This is a genomic window from Tessaracoccus oleiagri, from assembly GCF_900103275.1.
Lineage (GTDB): Bacteria > Actinomycetota > Actinomycetes > Propionibacteriales > Propionibacteriaceae > Arachnia > Arachnia oleiagri.
The window spans coordinates 997,803-1,018,421 of sequence record NZ_FNGP01000001.1 but is presented as its reverse complement, the minus strand read 5'-3'; the positions used below and the strand labels follow the sequence as shown (position 1 = coordinate 1,018,421).

18 protein-coding genes are annotated in these 20,619 nt (G+C 70.1%); 5 read left to right on the top strand and 13 right to left on the bottom strand.

The window, feature by feature from the left end:
• Window positions 1-5: 5 nt before the first annotated feature.
• On the bottom strand, window positions 6-1,670 hold the full coding sequence (locus BLR46_RS04625) for an FAD-dependent oxidoreductase (protein WP_093249299.1): 1,665 nt from the start codon (window positions 1,668-1,670) through the stop codon (window positions 6-8).
• Window positions 1,667-2,032 carry a thioredoxin gene (trxA, locus tag BLR46_RS04620; protein WP_093249297.1) on the bottom strand — a complete coding sequence of 122 codons (366 nt, stop codon included), beginning with the start codon at window positions 2,030-2,032 and terminating at the stop codon, window positions 1,667-1,669. The genes BLR46_RS04625 and trxA overlap by 4 nt, the downstream gene beginning before the upstream one ends.
• 72 nt (window positions 2,033-2,104) lie before the next feature.
• Here trxA and BLR46_RS04615 point away from each other — a divergent pair, with 72 nt between their 5' ends.
• Window positions 2,105-2,380 carry a metal-sensitive transcriptional regulator gene (locus BLR46_RS04615; protein ID WP_093249294.1) on the top strand — a complete coding sequence of 92 codons (276 nt, stop codon included), beginning with the start codon at window positions 2,105-2,107 and terminating at the stop codon, window positions 2,378-2,380.
• 117 nt (window positions 2,381-2,497) lie between these two features.
• On the opposite strand, the gene BLR46_RS04610 is transcribed toward BLR46_RS04615, so the two are convergent.
• Window positions 2,498-3,541, bottom strand: a complete 1,044-nt coding sequence (locus BLR46_RS04610) for a transaldolase family protein (RefSeq protein WP_093249293.1) — start codon at window positions 3,539-3,541, stop codon at window positions 2,498-2,500.
• Window positions 3,542-3,564: 23 nt separating this feature from the next.
• A complete protein-coding gene (locus tag BLR46_RS04605) occupies window positions 3,565-4,713 on the bottom strand; it encodes a 2-keto-3-deoxygluconate permease (RefSeq protein WP_218118318.1) in 1,149 nt (382 codons plus the stop codon).
• Window positions 4,714-4,919: 206 nt separating this feature from the next.
• Here BLR46_RS04605 and BLR46_RS04600 point away from each other — a divergent pair, with 206 nt between their 5' ends.
• A complete protein-coding gene (locus tag BLR46_RS04600; RefSeq protein WP_093249291.1) occupies window positions 4,920-6,275 on the top strand; it encodes an NAD(P)H-dependent oxidoreductase in 1,356 nt (451 codons plus the stop codon).
• 72 nt (window positions 6,276-6,347) lie between these two features.
• A complete protein-coding gene (locus tag BLR46_RS04595; protein ID WP_093249290.1) occupies window positions 6,348-7,073 on the top strand; it encodes a FadR/GntR family transcriptional regulator in 726 nt (241 codons plus the stop codon).
• A 9-nt stretch (window positions 7,074-7,082) separates the two neighbouring features.
• Here the strand turns inward: BLR46_RS04595 and BLR46_RS04590 are convergent, their stop codons facing one another.
• From BLR46_RS04590 to BLR46_RS04570, 5 genes are read right to left on the bottom strand one after another with little or no spacing between them, the layout of a single operon-like run.
• Window positions 7,083-8,012: an NADP-dependent oxidoreductase gene (locus tag BLR46_RS04590; RefSeq protein WP_093249287.1), complete on the bottom strand. Its 930-nt coding sequence runs from the start codon at window positions 8,010-8,012 to the stop codon at window positions 7,083-7,085.
• Between the two features lies 1 nt (window position 8,013).
• Window positions 8,014-10,470 carry an alpha-ketoacid dehydrogenase subunit alpha/beta gene (locus tag BLR46_RS04585; RefSeq protein WP_093249285.1) on the bottom strand — a complete coding sequence of 819 codons (2,457 nt, stop codon included), beginning with the start codon at window positions 10,468-10,470 and terminating at the stop codon, window positions 8,014-8,016.
• 32 nt (window positions 10,471-10,502) lie between these two features.
• Window positions 10,503-11,870, bottom strand: coding sequence for a dihydrolipoyl dehydrogenase (lpdA, locus tag BLR46_RS04580; RefSeq protein ID WP_093249283.1), 1,368 nt, complete (start codon window positions 11,868-11,870; stop codon window positions 10,503-10,505).
• Window positions 11,871-11,881: 11 nt separating this feature from the next.
• Complete coding sequence (locus tag BLR46_RS04575) at window positions 11,882-13,252, bottom strand: dihydrolipoamide acetyltransferase family protein (protein WP_093249281.1); 1,371 nt, start codon at window positions 13,250-13,252, stop codon at window positions 11,882-11,884.
• A 9-nt stretch (window positions 13,253-13,261) separates the two neighbouring features.
• Complete coding sequence (locus tag BLR46_RS04570) at window positions 13,262-14,014, bottom strand: DeoR/GlpR family DNA-binding transcription regulator (protein WP_093249279.1); 753 nt, start codon at window positions 14,012-14,014, stop codon at window positions 13,262-13,264.
• Window positions 14,015-14,183: 169 nt separating this feature from the next.
• Here BLR46_RS04570 and BLR46_RS04565 point away from each other — a divergent pair, with 169 nt between their 5' ends.
• Together BLR46_RS04565 and BLR46_RS04560 are read left to right on the top strand one after the other, a co-directional pair.
• The gene (locus tag BLR46_RS04565; protein ID WP_093249277.1) at window positions 14,184-14,858 is read left to right on the top strand and encodes a fructose-6-phosphate aldolase; all 675 of its coding nucleotides are present in this window, start codon (window positions 14,184-14,186) and stop codon (window positions 14,856-14,858) included.
• A gap of 52 nt (window positions 14,859-14,910) precedes the next feature.
• Complete coding sequence (locus BLR46_RS04560; protein ID WP_093249276.1) at window positions 14,911-15,795, top strand: hypothetical protein; 885 nt, start codon at window positions 14,911-14,913, stop codon at window positions 15,793-15,795.
• On the opposite strand, the gene BLR46_RS04555 is transcribed toward BLR46_RS04560, so the two are convergent.
• The 4 genes from BLR46_RS04555 to BLR46_RS04540 are packed head-to-tail and all read right to left on the bottom strand — an operon-like array spanning window position 15,757 to window position 20,582.
• Complete coding sequence (locus BLR46_RS04555) at window positions 15,757-16,845, bottom strand: SDR family NAD(P)-dependent oxidoreductase (protein ID WP_093249274.1); 1,089 nt, start codon at window positions 16,843-16,845, stop codon at window positions 15,757-15,759. The two genes, BLR46_RS04560 and BLR46_RS04555, sit on opposite strands and share 39 nt — an antisense overlap.
• A complete protein-coding gene (locus BLR46_RS04550; protein WP_093249272.1) occupies window positions 16,842-18,185 on the bottom strand; it encodes a histidinol-phosphatase in 1,344 nt (447 codons plus the stop codon). Before BLR46_RS04550 ends, BLR46_RS04555 begins: the two co-directional genes overlap by 4 nt.
• A gap of 9 nt (window positions 18,186-18,194) precedes the next feature.
• Window positions 18,195-18,944, bottom strand: a complete 750-nt coding sequence (locus BLR46_RS04545) for a DeoR/GlpR family DNA-binding transcription regulator (protein WP_093249269.1) — start codon at window positions 18,942-18,944, stop codon at window positions 18,195-18,197.
• 39 nt (window positions 18,945-18,983) lie between these two features.
• The gene (locus BLR46_RS04540) at window positions 18,984-20,582 is read right to left on the bottom strand and encodes an alcohol dehydrogenase catalytic domain-containing protein (protein ID WP_245701489.1); all 1,599 of its coding nucleotides are present in this window, start codon (window positions 20,580-20,582) and stop codon (window positions 18,984-18,986) included.
• Between the last annotated feature and the right edge of the window lie 37 nt (window positions 20,583-20,619).

Sequence of the window (20,619 nt, the reverse complement as noted above, 5' to 3'; positions counted from 1 at the left end):
GGTGATTACTTGGTGAGGAGCAGTTCGTCGGCGCGGGGGCCGAGGGTGGCGCGGAGCGTGAGCATGCCGCCCGAGAGGTTGGCCGACCGGAGCCCGGCCTGGGACAATTGCCGGTGCGCCAGGTAGGAGCGCATGCCGGACTGGCAGTAGACGGCGACGCCGCGTCCTCCGGCGGCCTCGCGCACCTCGTCGATCCGGTCCCGCAACTGGGTGTGCGGGATGTTGAGCGCGCCGGGGAGGTGTCCGGTGCGGACCTCACCCGCGCTGCGGACGTCGAGCACAAGCGATTCGCGCATGACGTCCTCTACGTCCTTGGCGTACCAGAGGTTCAGCGTCCCGTCGAGGACGTTGGCCGCCATCATCCCGGCGATGTTCACGGGGTCCTTGGCGGAGCCGTAGGGCGGTGAGTAGGCCAGGTCGAGGTCGATGAGGTCGTGGACGGTCATGCCCGCCTTGAGCGCGACGGCCAGCACGTCGATCCGCTTGTCCACGCCGTCGTTGCCTACGGCTTGGGCGCCGAGCAGCTTGCCGTCGGTCCCGAAGTGGACCATGAGGTGGATCTGGCTCGCGCCGGGGAAGTAGCCGGCGTGGTTGAGCGGGTGGAGGTGCACCGTGTAGTGCGTGATGCCGGCGTCGGCGAGCGCGCGGCGGTTGGCGCCCGTGAGCGCGGCGGTGAGGTCGCCCACGCGGACGATGGCGGTGCCGGTCAGTCCGGGAAGCCGGTGCTGCAGCTTGCCGGAGATGGCGTCGGCGACGAGTCGGCCGGCCCGGTTGGCGGGGCCCGCCAGCGCGACCGGGCGACGGGCGCCGGTGATCCGGTCAACACTCACGGTGGCGTCGCCCGCGGCCCAGACGCGGTCGACGTTGGTGCGGCCCACCTCGTCGACGATGATCGCGCCGCGTTCGCACTCGACACCGGCCGCCTCCCAGACGGAGGTGTCGGGCCGGACGCCGACCGACAACACGATCACATCGGTCTCGAAGCGGGTGCCGTCGGAGAGCACGACGGTGTCGTGCGCCTCGCCCTGCTCGATGGCGTCGGCGGAGACACCGTCGTGGACGGCGATGCCGAGCCGGAGCAGCTCGTCGCGGACGAGGTTGGCCATCTCGTCCTCCAACGGCGGCAGGACGTGGGGCGCGAGCTCGACGATGCTGGTCTCCAGCCCGCGGGCGTTCAGTGCCTCGGCCGCCTCGAGCCCGATGAAGCCGGCGCCGAGCACGACGGCCCGCTTCGCGGTGGCCGCGATGAGGTTGAGCGACAGCGCGTCCGGCACGGTGCGCAGCGTCTGCACGCGGGGCGAGTCGACCCCGGGGATCGGGGGACGCAGCGCCGAAGCACCGGGTGAGAGGATGAGCTCGTCGTAGGTGAGCTCGCTGCGCCCGTCGGCGTCCTCGATCGTAAGCGTGCGGGTCTCCGGGTCCAGCGCCAGCGCGCGGGTGTTGACGCGCACGTCGAGCCCCAGTGAGGCCTCCAAGCTTGCGGGCGTCTGGACGAGGAGCGCGGACTCGTCGGTGATCTCGCCCCCGACGAAGTACGGCAGCCCGCAGTTCGCGAAGGAGACCTCGCCGCCACGCTCGAGCACGATGATCTCGGCGTCCTCGTTGAGGCGACGGAAGCGCGCGGCGGCGCTCATCCCCCCGGCGACGCCGCCGACGACGACCAGCCTCACTTGGCGGCCTCCTGCTTGGCGATCTCGGCGCGGACGGCGTCCATGTCGACCTCGTTCAGCTTGGTGATCAGCTCCTCGAGGGAGGCCGCCGGCAGGGCGCCGGCCTGGTTGAACAGGAGGATGCCGTCGCGGAACGCCATCAGCGTCGGGATGCTCATGATCCCGAGGGCCGCGGAGATTTCCTGGTTCGCCTCGGTGTCGAGCTTCGCGAACGTGATGTCGGGGTGCTTCTCGGAAGCCTTCTCGAAGATGGGGCCGAACATGCGGCACGGGCCGCACCAAGCGGCCCAGAAGTCGACGAGGACGGTACCGGATGCGACGGTCTCCTCGAAGTTTTCAGCAGTGACATTGATGGTTGCCATGCGCTAGACTATACCCCTGGGGGTATGTGCGATGCAAACCCCGGTAGGGTATCCGTCGAAAGGGAGGCGCACATGGATATCTCGACGCAACAGGAAGCCGACGCGCACCGCAAGATCCTCAATCGGCTGAAGCGGGCACGAGGGCAGCTGAACGGCGTCATCGACACGTTCGAGGCCAACGGGCAGTGCAAGGACGTGGTGACGCAGCTCGCCGCAGTGTCGTCAGCACTCGACAAGGCGGGCTTCGCGATCATCGCGAACGCGATGCGCAACTGTTTGATGGACGATGGCCGCGAACCGGAGATGACTCCGGAGGAGCTCGAGAAACTCTTCCTCTCGCTGGCGTGACGGATCCTGGCGAGGCGGCGGCGCCCCCCGCCGTCGTCCCGCCCTTCACCACTCCTGAAGAGAGTGCAGCGGCTCCCCCGGTGATCCACCGGGGGAGCCGCTGACATTGTTCCCGGGTCAGGCGCCGACCAACAGCCCCTTCCGGGCCTCCGCAACGGCGTCGAGCAGCCGCGAGTAGCCGTTCATGAACTGCGTCCGGAACAGCATGACGGGGCCGAAGTCCGCGAACTCGTCGACCTCCAGGCCGTCCGGGTCGATCGCCCGACGGAAGTTGGGCAGCCGCTCCTCCAGCAGGGCCACCTCCTCGTCGCCGGGCCGCTCGAAGGCCGCGGGCGCGTCCAGGTCTCGGCCGAGGTCCAACAGCATCGGCCAGTTCATCGTGACGTCCAGGTCGAGCCCCACGAAGTTCGTGAAGTGCTCGAGCCCCCGGGCGCCACCGCCGATGATGCGGTGCACGGGCAGGCCCGGCTCCCTCGACGCCTCGTACTCGGCCAGCCCGATCAAGGTTCCAGCCTTGCGCAGGAGGTCCGCTGGCACGTCGACCCGTTCGGCCCGCGCCAGGTTCTGGAAGTACTCGTCGGTGATGCCGGTGATGTGAGTGACGTAGAGAGCGGGCGCCTTTCCCGAGCGCTCTGACGCCTCCCGGTAGACCTCCAGCACGGCCCGGTACTGGGAGAGGGAGAAGACTTCCGTTGCACAGATAGGGACGCCATGACGCACCAGCTCGCGGATCACGGCCAGGCCCGGCGCCGTCACGGGGACCTTGGCCATGTAGTTCGGCGCGAGCTGCGCGGCACGCAGGGAGGCCTCGAGGATGTAGTCGGTGTCCTCCTCGCGGCGAGGATCCTCCTGGATGGTGACGAAGCCGCTCCGGCCCCCTGATTCCTCGTACACCGGGAGCCACTGCTCCATGAGCGCCAGGGCGGCGAGGTGGTACGCGCGCTCGGCGGCCGCGGAGATGTCGCGGGAACCGGTGAGCGCCTCGTCGAGGATGCGGCGCATGTGGTCCGGCTCCGTCTGCAGGAGCTTCGAGCAGAACGCCGGGTTCGTCGTTACGCCGATGGCGCCGGCCGCGATCGCCGCCTCACTGTCGGAGAGGGTCGGGTTGTTGACCCAGACCCTGGTGGGCGTGGTGGTCTGGACGTGGTGCAGGTATGACATTGGTTGCTCCTTCTCGGTGAGGGTCACGCGGTGACGGGACGTGCGGACTGGCCCCGGCTCTCGTAGAACTCTTCCTCGGCCGCCGGCGAGACGCCGCGGCGATGCTGCCAGCGGGCCACCCACCCGACGATGAACGGCACCACGAGCGCGGTGGTGACGGTGGCGGCCGCGACCTGAGCCGTGGCGATGGACTCGATGGCCTTGTAGGTGGGATCGAGCAGCGCGAGCGCGGCCGGAGTGGCGATCGCGTTGCCGGCGGTCGTGCCCTCCGCCATGCCGGCGACGAGGTTCCGCACGGGACGCGGGTGCCGGCGGATGACGTGCCACAGCCAGAGGCACACCATGGCGGCTATGCCGGAGAGGAAAATGGTGGCGAGGCCGAGGATGACGCCCTGGATGCCGGCCTGGCCGAAGGTCTTGAAGTCGATTGACCGGCCCACCACGAAGCCGAGGAATGGGATCAGCAGCAGTTCGCCTTGGCTCAGGAACTTCCTGGCCACCTGGCTGAGGTTGCCGAGGATGAAGCCGAGGAAGATCGGCAGGATCGCCCCGATCAGGTCGGCGATGGGGAACGATGCGAGGCCGGCGGCGCCGAGTGCGAGCATCGTGATGAACGGGCCGTCGTTGACCGCGATCACCGAGACCGAGCCGCGGTCGGTGGTGTTGCCGAACTGCTTGAGCAGCGCGACGAAGAGCGTGCTGTTGGAGTTGGTCATCGCGGCGATGATGGCCAGCGGGGTGAGCCCGAGTAGCACGCCGCTGGGCAGGAGGAACGCTACGCCGAGGCCAATGGCCACGCCGACACCCACCTTGCCGATGAGTATTGCGAGCCCCTTCTGCAGGGTGGGGCCGGTCGTGCGCACGTCGAGCTGAGCCCCCATGCAGAAGAAGAACAGGCCGAGCAGCGCACCGGTGCCGTTCTTGAACAGGGCAGTGGTGAAGCTACCGAGTTCGAGTGCCTGCGGGAAGAACGTGTTCATCAGGGCACCCATGAACAACGGCACGATCATCAGTGCGCCGGGGATGACGGAGAACTTCGTGATCCATTCGGCCCGCGTGTGGGGCTCGGGTCCGGGGACCACTGCCGCCGCAGCGCGAACGGGCCTGACGGCATCCACCTCCGGGCTGTCCATTACGTCCTGCGACGCTCGGTCCTGGTCGTGATCTCGCACGGCACCTCCTTGTGTCTCGGGCGGGCAGGCGACGGCATTGCCGCTGCTCGCATCTATCCGGTCTGACCGGTTGTCCCACTCTGCAATCTCCGCAGCCGAGTGTCAAGCGTTTTTCCGGATCAAACTTCCTCTTGACTCCTACACCCGGTCAGACCACTATTGCTCAGAGGATCACGTCCGAACCATCGACGAAGGAGTCACACAGCATGAATCTTCACGGGCTACTGAAGGACCGCGAGCGGGCAGGGACGCCCGTGCGGGTGGGCGTCATCGGTGCCGGCAAGTTCGCCTCCATGTTCTTCTCGCAGATCCCGACGACTCCGGGTCTCCACCTGGTGACCGTAGTGGACCTCGACGTCGAACGGGCGAAGGCTTCGCTCGCCCGGACGGGGTGGGACGAGGAGGACTTTTCGGCCACCTCCACCGCGGACGCGCTCTCCAGCGGCCGGACATACCTGACGACCGACGTCTCCGAGCTCTTCGACTGCCCCGAGATCGAGGTCGTCGTCGAGGTGACCGGCAACCCCATCGCGGGCACCCACCACGCACTCGGCGCGATCGCGGCGCGCAAGCACATCGTCATGGTCAACGTGGAGGCGGACGCGTTCGTCGGCCCGCTGCTGCGCGAGAAGGCCGACGAGGCGGGGGTCATTTACTCGCTCGCCTACGGGGACCAGCCCGCGCTGATCTGCGAGATGGTGGACTGGGCCCGCGCGATCGGGCTGCGAGTCGTGTCGGCGGGCAAGGGCACGAAGTACCTGCCCGAGTACCGCAAGTCCACCCCCGAGACCGTCTGGGACCACTACGGCTTCACCGACGAGCAACTCGCCCGGGGTGACTTCAACCCCAAGATGTTCAACTCCTTCCTCGACGGCACGAAGAGCGCGATCGAGATGGCCGCTCTCGCGAACGCCACCGGACTGGCCGTACCCGAGGAGGGCCTGGAGTTCCCGCCGGTGAGCGCCCTGGAGCTCGCCTCCGAACTGCGGCCGATGAGCGTCGGCGGCGTGCTGCCCCGCAGCGGCATGGTTGAGGTGGTCTCGAGCCTGCACCGTGACGGCAGCCAGGTGGAGAACGACCTCCGCTGGGGCGTCTACGTCACGTTCGAGGCCCCCAACGACTACGCCGCGAACTGCTTCGCCGAGTACGGTCTCCAGACGGACGAGACTGGCCGCTACGGCGCGCTCTACCGTCCGTACCACCTCATCGGGCTCGAGCTGGGCGTGAGCGTCGCCTCGATCGCCACCCGCGGCGAGCCCACCGGCCGCCCGGTCGCGTTCGTCGGTGATGTGGCCGCGCGCGCGAAGCGCGACCTGCGGGCAGGGGACGAGCTCGACGGCGAGGGCGGCTACCTCGTCGTGGGCGAGGTCATCCCGGCCAGGAAGTCGCTGGAGATCGGCGCACTCCCCCTCGGCCTCGCGGGCGGCGGCGCGGTACTGCTGCGCGACGTGGCGGAGGGCGAGATCATCCGCTGGGAGGACGTGGAACTGCCGTCCGACAACGAAGCCATTCGCCTGCGGCGCGAGATGGAGCAGCAGTGGGGAGAGAAGGTCCTCGGCTAGGCTTCGGCTGTGACTTGATCGAGACGCTCCGGGCCCGTCCCGGAGCGTCTCTGCTCGTGATGGGGAGGAACGATGACGGATCCCGAGGGGCTCGACACCGAGCAGCAGCCCACGCAGCTGCGCGTGCTGGCCCAGCTGCGCGAGATGATCCTGGGCGGCCGCTGGGGCGCGGGCGACACGCTTCCCGGGGAGCGGGACCTCGCCACCGAGCTCGGCTGCTCCCGCGCGTCGCTCAGGGAGGCCCTGCGGGTGCTCGAGGCGCAGGGGATCATCGACAGCAAGCCCGGCGGCCGCTCCACCATCCGCAGCCGGGCGAGGAGCGCCTTCGGGAGTGTGCTCGAACTCCAGCTGGCGCTGGGCCAGTACACGACCCCGGAGCTGTTGAACGCCCGCGTCGCGATGGAGATGTGGGCCGCCCGGCAGGCCGCGACCACCCGTCGCCCCGAGCACCTCGAGCGGTTCCACGAGCTGCTCACCCGGATGGGCGACCCCGCGATCCCCGTGCGCGAGTTCAACCAGCTCGACGCGGAGTTCCACGCGCTGATCACCACGTCGGCGGGCAACAACATCGTCACCGACCTCAACCGCGGGCTCCGTGCAGCGATCGAGTTGCAGATGGTCAAGGCCTACGACGCGCTCGACGACTGGTGGGAGTCCACCCACACCGTCCGCAGCGAGCACTGGCAGATCTACCACGCCATCGAGCGGCACGACGGGGAGCTCGCGGCCGCGCTGGTGCGCAGCCACATCACCAACTTCTTCAAGCCCGCACTCGACGGCGAGGGCCGCCTCTTCTGAGGTCCGCCGTCAGACGGTGAGCACCAGTTTCCCGGCCGTACGGCCGGTCTCGCCCAGGCGGTGCGCCTCCGCAGCCCTGTCCAGAGGGAAGGTGCCGGCGATCGTCGCGCGCAACTGCCCCCGCTCCACCAGGTCCGCGATGGCCAGCATGCCCGCGTGGTCGGCCTCGACGAGGATCAGCTCGGCGCGCACGCCCAACTCCGCGGCCCGCTCGAACAGCCCCTCCGCCGCGCGCGGCACCGTCGACACCATGGTCCCGCCGCGCTTGAGCGTCCTCAGCGACCGCAGCTGGTAGTCCTCGCCGATCGTGTCCAGCACGACGTCGACGTCCCGGACGACGTCGGCGAAGTCGACGCTGGTGTAGTCGACCACCTCGTCGGCCCCGAGCGAGCGGACGAAGTCGTGCTTCGGTGCACTCGCGGTGCCGATCACCTCGGCGCCGCGACTCTTGGCGATCTGGACGGCCAGGTGCCCCACTCCCCCGGCGGCGGCGTGGACGAGCACGCGATCACCCGCCCGGACGTGGGCGGTGTCGACCAGGCACTGCCAGGCGGTGAGCGCCGCGAGTGGGATCGCCGCCGCCTGCACGTGGTCGACCGCCGTCGGCTTGGGCGCGAAGGCCCGGGCGGGGCCGACCACGTACTCCGCGTAGGCACCGGCGCCGCCGGGGTACGGCAGCATGCCGAACACCTCGTCGCCCGGCTTGGACAAGGTCACGCCGAGCCCCACCTCCTCGACGACGCCCGAGACGTCCCAGCCCACGACATAGGGCGGGTCGCCCAGGAAGCGGCGGCCGCCACGATGCTTCCAGTCCGTGGGGTTCACGCCGGCGGCCCGGACCCGGACGAGGACCTGGCTGATGCCGGGGCTGGGGCGAGGGATGTCGACCGCCTCCAGCACCTCGGGGCCGCCGAAGCGGTCGACACGCATCGCCCTCATGTCAGAGGCCGAGCTTCGAGCGTCGCAGGAGCTCCCCGTCGGTCTGGTTCGACTCCGCGGTGTGCTCCTTGAGCGGCAGGATCCGCTCGTGGATCGCGTCGAGGATCCACTCGGGCTGCGGGAAGTACTCCTTCTCGAGCTCGGCGGCCGGGGTGATCGCGTTGCGGGAGCCGACGACGACCACCGGGGCGTCGAGCCGGTCGAACGCCACCGACTGGATCCGGGAGGCCACGTCGTGCAGGAACGAGCCGCGGTCCACCTCGTCGGAGGTCAGGACCAGGCGGCCGGTCTTCTCGACGGACTGCTTCACGAGCGTGAGGTCGAGCGGCACGATGAAGCGCAGGTCGATGACCTCGGCCTCGAGCCCGTGGCGCTCCTTGAGCAGGTCGGCCGCCTCCAGCGCGGTGTAGACGGCGGGGCCGATGGCGGCGATGGTGAGGTCCTTGCCCTCGCGGCGGATGACCGGCTGGCCCTCCTCCACCTCGAAGTACTCCTCGGGGACGGCGACGAACTGCTCCGGCACGTCGTAGAGCTTCTGGGACTCGAAGAACACGACGGGGTCGGTGCCGCGCAGCGCGAGGTTGAGCATGCCCTTCGCGTCGTAGGGGCTGGCCGGGTAGTAGACCTTCAGGCCCGGGATGTGCGCGACGAGCGAGCTCCAGTCCTGCGAGTGCTGCGCGCCGTACTTGGAACCGACCGACATGCGCATGACCAGCGGCATCTTCAGTAGGCCGGCGGACATCGCCTGCCACTTCGAGGCCTGGTTGAACACCTCGTCGCCGGCGCGGCCGAGGAAGTCGGTGTACATCAGCTCGACGACGGCGCGGCCGCCGGAGAGCGCGTAGCCGACGCCGGCGCCGATGATGGCGGCCTCGGAGATGGGCGAGTTGAAGAGCCGGTGCCAGGGCAGCAGTTCGGTGAGGCCGCGATAGACGGCGAAGGCGCCACCCCAGTCGCGGTTCTCCTCGCCCCAGGCCGCCATGGTGGCGTCCTTGGTGAAGCGGTGCGCCATGGCCTCGAACAGGCCGTCGCGGTAGCTGTAGGCCTTGGCCTTGGAGACGGGCTTGCCGTTGTCGTCGAGGTGGAAGCGCGCCTTGTTCTTCAGCGACTTCACCCGCGCGTTGTCCTCCAGCGCCTCCTTGAGCTCGGGCTCGCGGGACTCGTCGAGGTTCTCGACGTTGCCGTTGGAGTAGGTGACCTGCTCGATGAAGTCCATCCCGACGCGCGGCGACGAGCCGTCCTCCTTCGTCGCGAGCGCGACGACCTTCGCGAGGCGGTCGATCGTCGCGGCCTCGATGTCGTCGACCTCGCCCTGGCTGAGCACCTTGTTCTCGACGAGGTAGGCGGCGAAGTTGCGGAGCCCGTCGTGCTCCTCCCACAGCGCCATCTCCTCCTTGGTGCGGTAGCTGGAGGCGTCGGAGGGCGAGTGGCCGGAGAAGCGGTAGGTGATGGTGTCGGTGAGGACCGGGCCGCGGCCCTCCTCGAGCAGTTGGCGCTTGCGCCGGACGGAGTCGGCGACCGCCAGGGGGTTGAGCCCGTCGACGCGCTCGGCGTGCATGGCCTCGGCGTTCACACCGCCGCCCACGCGGGCGAGGATGTCGTAACCCATGGTCTCGCCGGAGGTCTGGCCGCCCATGCCGTAGAAGTTGTTGAAGAAGTTGAACCAGATCGGCGGGTTGCCGCGCACCCCGTCGTCCCAGAGGGTGCGGTACTGGTCCATCGAGGCCATCATCATGGCTTCCCAGACGGGGCCGCAGCCCATGGAGGCGTCGCCGATGTTGGCGATGACGATGCCCGGCTGCTGGTTGACGAGCTTGAAGATCGCGGAGCCGGTGGCGATGGTGGCGGAGCCGCCGACGATGGCGTTGTTGGGCATGGAGCCGAAGGGCGCGAAGAAGGCGTGCATCGACCCGCCGAGGCCGCGGTTGAAGCCGGCCTTGCGCGCGAAGGTCTCGGCCACCGTGCCGTAGAGGATGAAGTTCTCGGCGAGTTCGGTGAGGTTGTCGTGGTCCACCTTCTCGGCGAAGCCCAGGGTCTCGCCGTCGAGGAAGGTGCGCATGACCTCCTGCAGCCCGGCCTCGTCGAACTTCCGGGCGGCGGAGAAGCACTTGGCGAGGATCTCGCCGTGGCTGCGGTGCGAGCCGAAGATGAAGTCCTCAGGGCCGAGCTGGGAGGCCTGCCCGACGACGGCGGACTCCTGCCCGATCGACAGGTGCGCGGGGCCGCGGTGGTTGTACTCGATGCCCTGCCAGGCGCCGGTCTTCTTGATGGCGTCCAGCATGGACTCGAACTGGCGGACGACGATCATGTCGTGGAGCATGTCCACCAGCCCCTGCTTGCCGTAGCGCTCCAGCTCGGCCGCGAAGTCGGGCCGGTACTGGTTGACGGGGATCTCGGGTGCCTGGATCACCGACGCCTTGCGGACGTTCGAGGGATCGACGACGAGCGACTTGGTCATGATTCTCCTGGTTTCCTTCTACGTCGGCGCGCTCAGGCCTTGACGGCCCAGGCGGCCTCACGGATGAGTTCGCTGATGGTGGGGTGGGGGATGACGACCTGGCGCAGGTCGTCGATGCTGAGTTCGGTCTCGAGGACGGCGGTGGCGCCCCAGATGGCCTCGGAGGCGTAGGGCGCGAGGAGGTGGATGCCGAGCACCTGGCGAGTGCGCGCGTCGACGACGATCTTCGACGCGCCGACGGCCTGCGTCCCCTCCTCGGCGATGAACCGGCCCGACATGTAGCCCGGCACGGTGGCGGTGACGACGTCGCGGCCGGCGGCGCGCGCCTGCTGTTCTGTGAGCCCGACGCCGGCGGCCTCGGGCAGCGAGTAGACGGCCCACGGGACGAGGTGCCAGCGCATGACCTCGCCGCGGCGGTGCGCCTGCGGGTCGAGGATGTTGGCGACGGCGACCTCACCCATCCGGTAGGCGGCGTGGGCGAGCAGGGACCGGCCGGTCACGTCGCCCACGGCCCAGACGCCGGGCAGGTTGGTGCGCATCCGGTCGTCGACGACGATCCCGCCACGGCCGATGTCGAGCCCGGACTCCTGGGCGCCCCAGCCCTCCAGAGCCGCCCTGCGGCCGACGGCCATCAGGACGACGTCGGCCTCGACGGAGCCGGGGCTTCCGTCGGCGGTCTCGAAGTGGACGGTGCCGCCGTCGACCTTCGTGACCCTGCACGACAGGTGGAAGTCGATGCCCTTCAGCGCGCGGCGCATGGTGGCGGCGAGTTCCGTGTCCATGTTGGGGACGATCTCGGGCAGCATCTCGATGACGCTCACCTGCGAGCCGAGCGTGGCGAAGAGGCTGGCGAACTCGATGCCGATGACGCCGCCGCCGATGACGACGAGCCGCTTCGGCTGCTCGGGGATGTCCAGCAAGCCCGTCGAGTCCACCACCTGGGGGTTGTCCCGCACGCCGGGGATGGGCGGCATGACCGGCACGGAGCCGGTGGCGAGGATCACGTGCTCGGCGGTGTAGGTGCGGCCGTCCGCGCTCACGCGCCCGGGGCCCTCGAAGCGCCCGTAGGCCTCCAGCACCTCGACGCCGGCCTTCTTCTCGCTCTGCGCGACGCCGCCGACGAGGGTGTCGACGACCTTCTTCTTCCAGGCCTGCAGCTTGGCCCAGTCGAGGCTGAGGCCCTCCACCGTGAGCCCGATCCGGGCACCGTGCTGCGCGTGGGCGTAGCTCTTCGCGGCGTTCAGCAGCGTCTTGGTGGGGATGCAGCCCACGTTGAGGCAGGTGCCACCGAGGTACTGGCCCTCGACGAGCAGCACCTTCTTGCCGGCGTGGCCGAGGCGCTCGGCGGCGATGTAGCCGCCGGGGCCGCCGCCCAGGACGATGACGTCGTAGTCGCTCACCTGTCGCCCTCCTAGCCCATCACCGTGAACTCGATGTGCTCGACGAGCCGCACCAGGTCCTGCAGGAAGCGGGCCGCGTCGGCGCCGTCGATCACCCGGTGGTCCGCGGTCAGCGAGAAGCCGATCCGCTGCTGGAGCACGAGCTCCCCGTCGGGGCCGGCCGCGGCGCGGGGCGTGATCGCGCTGACGCCCAGGATGGCCGACTGCGGAGCGTTGAGCACCGGGGTGAACGTCTCGACGCCGAAGCTGCCGAGGTTGCTGACCGTGAACGTGGCGCCCTGGAGGTCGTCGGGGCTGATGGTGCCGTCGATCGCCTGGCGGGCGAGCTCCTTGCTGCGCTCCGAGAAACGCTTCAGCGAGAGCGACGAGGCGTCGCGGACGACGGGGACGAGGAGGCCCCGCGGGGTGTCGCAGGCGAAGCCGAGGTGCACGTCGGCGAAGGTGCGGAGCACGCCGTCGACGAGGTGGGAGTTGTGCGACGGGTGGCGCTCGGCCGCCTTGACGGCCGCGTAGCCGACGAGGTCGCCCACCGTGATGCCGGCGAAGCCCAGCTCCGGGTCCGACTGCTTGAACCGGGCGCGCAGCGCCAGCAGGCCGGCCGCGTCCGCGGTGATGGTGTAGCTGACCTGCGCCGACGAGCTGAGCGAGGCCATCATGCGCTCGGCGATGACCTTGCGGATGCCCTTGAGCGGGGTGTCGGTGTACGAACCAGCCGGGGCGGCCGCGGTGGCGGCGGGCTGCGGCGCCGGGGCCTCCTCGGCGGCTGCCGTTTGGGGGCGTGCGAGGTCGGCGCTGGAGATGCGGCCGCCGAGGCCGGTGCCCTCCACGTCGGTTCCGACGGCCCCGGCGCGTCCGGCGGCGGCCGTGGCGCGGCCCGAGTCGATGGCGGCCTGCACGTCGCGCTCGATCACGCGACCGTGCGGGCCGGAACCCTCGGCGATGGTCTGGATGTCGACGTGCGCGGACGCGGCGAGCGCGCGGGCCCGGGGGCTCGACGCGCCGTCGGCGGCCTGGCGCGCGGCCGGGGCCTGCGCCTCGGCGGCGGGCTCCGGCTCGGGCTCGGCGACCGGCGCGGAGGCGGCCTCCACCTCGTCGCCGGAGGCGTCCCAGCCGGCGTCGTTGAGCGCCGGGCCGGGGTCCTCGCCCGGCTCGCCGACCACGACCAACGGCTGCATGACGGGTACGTCGTCCCCCGCCTCCCAGAGCAGCTTCAGGACGGTGCCGGACGCGGTGGACGGCACCTCCATGGAGGCCTTGTCGGTCTCCACCTCGCAGAGGGTGTCGTTCTCGCGCACCTGGTCGCCCTCGGCCACGGACCAGCCGATGATCAGGCAGCTCTCCACGCTGTTGCCCAGCGCGGGCATCACTACGACGGTCGCCATTGTTTCCTCCTAGACCACGCGTACTTGCGTGTGTTCCGACAGGGCCTCGACCGCCTCGGCCGACAACCCTGCGTCGGTGATGATTCCTGTGATGGCGGCCAGGGGCAGGAAGCTCACGAATCCCGCCTGGCCGAACTTGCTCGAATCCGCGACGAGCCACGTCTCCTCGGCGCGCTCGTGCATGAGGGCCGCCACCTGGGCGCCCTCGACGAACCCGGTGGTGAGCCCCCGCTCCGGCGAGAAGCCGTCGGTGCCGAGGAACGCGATCCGGGTGTTGAACTCGCGTACCGCGCGTTCGGCGGTGGGGCCGACGAGCGACTCGGACTCCCGGCGGAAGACGCCGCCGGTGAGGATGATGTTGAGCGCGGGGTTGAAGCGCGCGTTGTTGAACACGAGGGTGGAGTTGGTGACGATCTGGACCCCGCGTCGCCCGGTCAGGAAGCGGACGATCATGGCAGCGGTCGTGCCCGCCTCGATCAGTACGGTGTCATTGTCCGCGACGAGCTTCGCCGCCTCGGTGGCGATCCGCCGCTTCTGGTCGACGTTGACGCGCTCCCTCTGGAAGATCGTCTTGTAGGCCAAGGGCTTCGCGCCGCCCCGGGTGCGGACGAGCATGCCCTGCTCCTCCAGCGACTTGAGGTCCGCGCGCACGGTCACCACGGAGACACCCAGCTGCTCGGCGAGCTCGGCGACGCTCACGGAGCCGGCGTCGGACAGGCGCGTCAGGATCGCGACCTCGCGACCGCCACGCTCGTCGTTCACTCGTCCTCCTCGACCGGCTTCCACCTTCGGTTCCACCAGCCTAAGACCTTTCGTCTGCTTTCGAAAGACTTTCGCTCAACTTTTTTTGCGGTTTCGCGTAGTCTTTTTGCGTCGCCCACACACGGCCGCCTCTTTCGGGCGCACGATGGTGCGGGCGAAGGAGGAACCAATGGACATCCTGTTCGACACGGCCAGCCTGAAGGCGATCGAGCGGCTCACGCCGATCTACCCGTTCACCGGGGTCACCACCAACCCCACGATCCTGCGGCGCGAGGGCAAGGTGGAGTTCTACGCCCACTTCCGCCGCATCCGCGAGATCATCGGGCCCGACCGGACGCTCCACGTCCAGGTGGTGGCCACCGACTACCAGGGCATTCTCGACGACGCCCGCCGCCTCCTCACGAACATCGACGACCAGGTGTACGTCAAGGTGCCGACGACCGCCGACGGGGTGCGTGCGATGCGCGCGCTGAAGGCCGACGGCGTGCGCGTGACCGCCACCGCCATCTACTCGAAGACGCAGGGCTTCATGGCGATCGCCTCCGGCGTGGACTACCTCGCGCCGTACTACAACCGGATGCAGAGCCTGGACATCGACACCCGCGACACGATCGCCGCGCTGGCGGCCTTCATCGACCGCTTCGACGCGTCCACGAAGATCATGGCGGCGAGCTTCAAGAACATCGCCCAGGTGTCGCACGCCCTCGAGGCGGGCGCCCACGCGGTGACGATGCCCCCGAGCCTGCTCGAGGTGGCCCTCGGCGCCCCGGACATCGTCGCGGCCGTCGACCAGTTCTCCGCGGACTGGAAGAAGGTCTACGGCACCGACCGTCTCCCCGACTGACGCTGCGGCCGGAAACGGCCTCGTGGCACGCCGTCGATCGTAGGATCGGCCCATGAAGAGGCCGACGGTGGAAAGCGCACTCGAGCCGACGCTCGACGACCTGGTCAACGAGGGGCACGACGCCCGCGACGCGGGTGACCACGCCACTGCGCGCGCGAAATGGCGCGAGGCGTGGGAACTCCTGCCGGAGCCGAAGCTCAAGTGGGACTACTACGGGCAGACGATCACCCGTGACATGGCGGGCCTGTGCATCGACACCGGCCGGCTCGACGAGGCAGTGATCTGGATCGACCGTCTGAACGAGGCCCACACCCCGCACACCACCGAGTCGCGGGCGCTCGTCGACTCCCTGCTGGCGAGGCTGAACGAGCGACGCGCGGAGGAGCCGACTGCGCACCCGGGACCCGGACCCGGCGCCGGCTGGGACGTCCGGGTGCCGGAGCCGGGCGTCGGCGAGATCGAGGACGAGCTCGACGACGCCGTCGTGGCCGAGGTGGCGCGCCAGTCCGCCGAGGCCGATGCGTTCATGGAACGCGACGCACCGGGCGCTGCGGCTGCGGCCTACGCCGCCGCGATCGCGCTGCTCCCCCAGCCGTACACGCAGTGGGAGGAGTCGCTGGACCTCTACGTCGGCCTCTGCGACGCCTGCCTGGAGTCGGCGCACTTCCTCGAGGCCGAGCAGGCCGCCCGGATCGCGACGCGCGCCCCCGGCGGGACCGGCAACGGCTACGTGTGGCTGCGCCTCGGCGATGCTCTCCGGTGCCAGGGACGCGATGACGAGGCGCGCGAGGCGTACCTGTCGGCCTACATGCTGGCCGGCCGGGAACTGTTCGACGGCGAGGACCAGGCGTGGGCCGCGCTGGAGGAGGCGGGGATCCCGTCCGACGGGGAGCCCGGCTCAGCTGCTGAGCATGACCTGCCCGCCGGTGACCGGTAGCGCCTGGCCCGTCTCGTAGGCCTGCTCGACGAGGTAGTAGACCGCGCGCATCACGTCGGCGCCGAACGTGCCTCGACGCATCGGCACCTGCGCCTCGTAGTGGCGACGCACGTCGTCGACACTCTTCGCGCCGGGCACCTTGCCCGACTTCCAGTACTGCACGAACAGGCCCTTCACCGGGTCGGACCACAGCGGCCCGTCGAGGAAGTTGCCGGGGCATATCGCGTTGACCTTCACCCCGTGCTCGACGAGCTCCAGGGCGAAGCTCTGGACCAAGCCGATGCCGCCGAACTTCGAGCCGGCGTAGGCGCCGTTGCGGTTCGAGCCGCGGAGTCCGGACTTCGAGTTGATCTGGATGATGTCCGTGAGCCAGCCGGGGCCGCCGGCGTGCTGGTCCCGCAGGATCCGCCCGAGGTGCTTGGTGACCAGGAAGAAGGCGACGTAGTTCACGTCGGTGGACAGCGCGAACTCCGCCAGCGGCTGCTCCAGCACCGAGCCGGCGCGGGCGATGCCCGCGTTGGAGATCACGAGGTCGAGGCCGCCCGTGGTGTCGACGACGACCCTCGCCATCGCCGCCACCGAGTCCTCGTCGGCGACGTTGACCGCCACCGCGGTGGCGCGCTCCCCCAGCTCGTCGGCGAGCGCGGTGGCGCCGTCGGTGTTGAGGTCGGCGATGTACACCCACGCCCCGGAGGCGTGCAGCGCGCGGACGATCTCCTCGCCGAATCCCTGGGCACCGCCGGTCACGAGCGCGACCCGGCCGGCGACGACCGCCGACCTGCTCGCCGCCGAGGCCGCCCCGCGATCACGGGGGTCCAGCACCGGCACGGCGCCGGGCAGCACCTCGGCGCGGACGGTGCGCTGCTCGTCGCCGGACACCACACGGATCACCGCGGGCAGGTCGATGGGCGTCTCAGGCGCCTCCAGGGAGCCGTCGCCCCCGGCGGTGAGCGTGACGTCCGGTGCCTCGTCGCTCGGGCGCAGCACGACGGGCACGCCGTGCGCCGCCATGAGGAGGCCGCGGAGTCGGGGCGACAGGGAGTGCATCATCGTGCCAGTTCCTTCATGGTCGTTTCGGGGGATTCACCCGCCACCAGGCGGGGGCCGAGTGCGCCGTAGCGCTCGACGCGCTCGCGCAGCGGCAGGTCCGCGAGCGGATCCGCGGGGTCGAGCAGGCCGTGGCCCGGCTGCTCGGCGAGGACCTCGTGAGCGACGAGCGCCCAGGTGGACGTGTTGAGGTGTGCGAAGCGCGGCTCCGAGAGCTCGGGGCAGCCGAACTCCTGGCGGGGCGTGTTGATGTCGACGCCGGAGACCTCCATCAGGCCGTGCTCGGCGCACAGCCGCGCCAGCCGCTCGAGTTGCTCCGGGGTGTTGCGAGGCGGCATGTAGGTGATGGCGGGGAAGCCGAGCGCGGCGAGGTGGCCGACCAGCTCGTCGAGGTAGTCGTCCTCGAACTTCTCCGCCTTCTTGTCGCCCGTGGGCGAGGCGGTGACGTCGCCGAGGTACGCGTAGCAGGGCACGGCGCCCACCGACTTGGCGAACTCGACGACTGTGCGCGCGTCGGGCAGTTCGCCGCCTCGCTCGACGTGGTCGGGCTGGATGTAGAAGCGGTCGAGGTACTCGGCCTTGAGCACGCCGAGCAGGTCATAGACGAGGTGCGGGTTGTCCGCGTCGGCGAGCCGCTGCCGGGCCGTGCCGGTCGTCGTGGCGCCCATGCGGTCGAGGCCCTCCACGAGCGCCGGGCCGCGTCCGAAGCCGTCGACGAGCGCGGTCGCCATCGCAAAGAGCAGGTGGCGTTCGGTGACCGTGCCTCCGCGGGCGTACTGGGAGATGCCCACCACGTCGCGGTCGAAGTCGAAGCCGGGGGCGTCGACCGAGGCCAGGATGGCGTTGGCGGCCTCGGCCATCGCCCGGGTGCGTTCGAGGCGGGCGGCGCGGATGGGCGCGAGGAACTCCTCGACGCGCGCCCGGCTCCGCGCGGGGATTCCCTGGACGGTGACGTAGGCGACACCGGCGCTGTCCGGGTTGTTGAGCTTCACGTCGGCGAACCGGGCCTGCCCGGACTCCTCCTCCGCGAGGCTCTGCAGCTTCACGCGGCACTCGAAGCCGGTCACGACGCCCATCCCCAGCATCGCACCCGCCTCCCGCATCTCGGCGGCGGCGGCGATGGAGTCGTGGTCCACCGAGCCCACCACCTGCAGCCCCGCCTCGCGGCCGCGGAGGCACGCCATCGTCGGGGTGTACGGGCTGAAGCTGTAGATCGTGTGGATGTGGTTGTTGGACTCCCTCGTGAACGCGCGCATCGCGGGCGCCCCGTCGAGGTGCGCCCGGAGTGCCGCGAGCCTGTCCTCGGGTGCGGCGCCCGGGTCGTTGAGGGTGGTGGAGAGCATGGGTTCCTCTCAGACGATGCGGAGTTGGGTGTGCTCGGACAGCGAGGCGGCGGCCTCGTCGGTCAGTCCCGAGTCGGTGATGATGCCGGTGATGCGGGCGAGCGGCATGAAGCTCACGAAGCCGGCCTGGCCGAACTTCGACGAGTCGGCCACCAGCCACGTCTCCTCCGCGCGGTCGCGCATGATGTTGGAGACCTGCGCGCCCTCGACGAATCGCGTCGTCAGCCCGCGCTCCGCGGAGAAGCCGTCGGTGCCGAGGAACGCGATGCGCGCGTTGAACTCACCAACGGTGCGCTCGGCGATGGGCCCGACGAACGACTCGGACTCGTGCCGGAACACACCGCCGGAGAGGATTACGTTGAGTGCGGGGTTGGCGCGCGCGTGCGCGAAGACCAGCGCGGAGTTGGTCACCACTTGGATCCCGAGCCGGCCCGTGAGGTGCCCCACGATCAGCGCGGCCGTGGTACCGGCCTCGATCATCACCGCGTCGTCGTCGGTCAGCATGGCGGCTGCGGCCGCGGCGATGCGCTGCTTCTCGTCGACCCGGATGCGCTCGCGCTGGAGGATCGTCTTGTGGCCGAGCGGGCGGGCCCCGCCGTGGGTGCGGACGAGCTTGCCCTGCTGCTCGAGTTTGCGGAGGTCGCCGCGGATGGTGACCTCGCTGACGCCGAGGTCCTGGGCGAGGTCCGCCACGGAGGCCGAGCCGGTGTCCGAGAGGACGCCCATGATGGCGCTGGCGCGGTCGACGCGTTCCGTCATGCCGCCACCCCGCTCCCAGGCAGGGGGCCGGGCGTCGGCTCAGCGGGTGCCGCGCAGCAGCGCATCCTCCGCCTCCCTCGTCCAGACGCCGCCGTTCAGCTTCTCTGCCACGTGCGGCAGGTGCTCCGCCAGTTCGCTGAGCCGCAGGTACGGCAGGTCGCGCAGCTGCGGGAACACCATGATCTTGCCGCCAGACGTGCGGTTCATGACCGCGCCGATGGCGTCCTCGAAGCCGGCGATGCCGGAGATCGCGTCGAGCGAGATGTGGGTGTCGATGATGCCGTCCTCGATCTTGCGCAGGACGGTGCGCATGTCCGAGACGTCGGAGCCCGACGTGCCGAACATGAACACCCGGCGCTCGATGACGTGCTGCAGGTCCATCGGGTGCGGGTTGCCGACGGGGATGCCGGCGAAGGCGTTGAAGATCGCGCCCTCCCCCGCGAGCTCCACGAGTTCCGACACGAACGCCGGTACCGGGACCATGCAGGCGATGTAGGTGAAGCCGGGCTGTAACTGCTCGTCGCCGGTGTTGACGTAGCGGACCTCCACGCCGCGCTCGGCCGCCCGCGCGTCGACGAGGGTGCGCAGGTGGGCGAGCCGCTCGTCGCTCAGGTCCGTCGCGGTGACCCTGAGGCCCTCCCGCTCCAGGACGACGTTGCGGATCGTGTGCATGGTGCCCATCGGTCCCGCGGCGCCGACGATCGCGATGTCGTCGCCGTCGCGGACCTCGCCGGTGGCGGGGATCCAGGCGTAGCCCTCGAGGGGGCTGGAGCCGGTCGTGCCGCAGATGCGGATGAAGTCGTAGTGGATGCGGCCGACGTCGACGCTGACCTTGCGGTCGATCGTCGCGCCGCCGAGGACGAGGCAGAGGACGCCCTTCGGGTCGAGCCGGTCGAGCAGCGCCTCGATCGTCGCGGCGTCATGGCCGAAGTAGACGATGTCGTCGAAGTTGCCCTCGGTCTCCGAGGGATCGGTGGCGCGCACGACGTCGGCCGGGGCGTGGTCCGCGAGCAAGGCGTCGACGTCGCCGTCGCCGACGACGAGGAGCCGGCCCCCGTCGGCGACGTGGTTTCGCTCCTTCCAGGCGTAGGAGCCCTCGACGGTGGCCCACGGCTCGATGAGCCCCACCGCGGCCGCGGACGGCTCGTCGCTCACGTGGATGAGGAACTGCTCGCCGTCGGGGGCGATGACGCAGCGCTCGTCGACGAGGACGTACTCCTGGAGGGCGCCGTCGAAGTTGTAGCCGAACGCCGCGTTGGAGTTCGCAGTGCGGATGTGCTTCCAGTCGGCCTGCACCAGGACGCGGTCACCGACCTTGAAGTGGCGCACCTCGTCGCCGACCCTCACGATGCGCGCGACGGGCTCGTGCCCCGGCGTCGAGGCCTCGGCGCCCGGGTGGTACGACGGGATGCCGGCCAGCGCGTCGGCGTCGAGGCCCTTGACCACCTCGGTCTTGCGCGGGTGCGAGTCGAAGGCGTGCAGCAGCTTCGTGTCGGAGAAGCAGATGCCGCAGGCCTCGACCTGCAGGAGCATCTGCGTGCTGCCGACGGGATCCACCGGCTTCGCCTTGTTGACCAGGATCTCGTCCTTGCCCGTGAACTGGATCGCGTGCTGCGTGGTGGGGATGTCCTGCACCATCGTCTCCCTTCGTCGCTTCCGACTCTAGCGCAAGTCG

What these genes read in the sequence shown, in the direction of transcription:
- trxA (WP_093249297.1), bottom strand. Translation starts at nt 2,032, where the DNA reads ATGGCAACCATCAATGTCACTGCTGAAAACTTCGAGGAGACCGTCGCA.
- BLR46_RS04615 (WP_093249294.1), top strand. Translation starts at nt 2,105, where the DNA reads ATGGATATCTCGACGCAACAGGAAGCCGACGCGCACCGCAAGATCCTC.
- BLR46_RS04610 (WP_093249293.1), bottom strand. Translation starts at nt 3,541, where the DNA reads ATGTCATACCTGCACCACGTCCAGACCACCACGCCCACCAGGGTCTGG.
- BLR46_RS04600 (WP_093249291.1), top strand. Translation starts at nt 4,920, where the DNA reads ATGAATCTTCACGGGCTACTGAAGGACCGCGAGCGGGCAGGGACGCCC.
- BLR46_RS04595 (WP_093249290.1), top strand. Translation starts at nt 6,348, where the DNA reads ATGACGGATCCCGAGGGGCTCGACACCGAGCAGCAGCCCACGCAGCTG.
- BLR46_RS04590 (WP_093249287.1), bottom strand. Translation starts at nt 8,012, where the DNA reads ATGAGGGCGATGCGTGTCGACCGCTTCGGCGGCCCCGAGGTGCTGGAG.
- BLR46_RS04585 (WP_093249285.1), bottom strand. Translation starts at nt 10,470, where the DNA reads ATGACCAAGTCGCTCGTCGTCGATCCCTCGAACGTCCGCAAGGCGTCG.
- BLR46_RS04575 (WP_093249281.1), bottom strand. Translation starts at nt 13,252, where the DNA reads ATGGCGACCGTCGTAGTGATGCCCGCGCTGGGCAACAGCGTGGAGAGC.
- BLR46_RS04565 (WP_093249277.1), top strand. Translation starts at nt 14,184, where the DNA reads ATGGACATCCTGTTCGACACGGCCAGCCTGAAGGCGATCGAGCGGCTC.
- BLR46_RS04560 (WP_093249276.1), top strand. Translation starts at nt 14,911, where the DNA reads ATGAAGAGGCCGACGGTGGAAAGCGCACTCGAGCCGACGCTCGACGAC.
- BLR46_RS04555 (WP_093249274.1), bottom strand. Translation starts at nt 16,845, where the DNA reads ATGATGCACTCCCTGTCGCCCCGACTCCGCGGCCTCCTCATGGCGGCG.
- BLR46_RS04550 (WP_093249272.1), bottom strand. Translation starts at nt 18,185, where the DNA reads ATGCTCTCCACCACCCTCAACGACCCGGGCGCCGCACCCGAGGACAGG.
- BLR46_RS04545 (WP_093249269.1), bottom strand. Translation starts at nt 18,944, where the DNA reads ATGACGGAACGCGTCGACCGCGCCAGCGCCATCATGGGCGTCCTCTCG.
- BLR46_RS04540 (WP_245701489.1), bottom strand. Translation starts at nt 20,582, where the DNA reads ATGGTGCAGGACATCCCCACCACGCAGCACGCGATCCAGTTCACGGGC.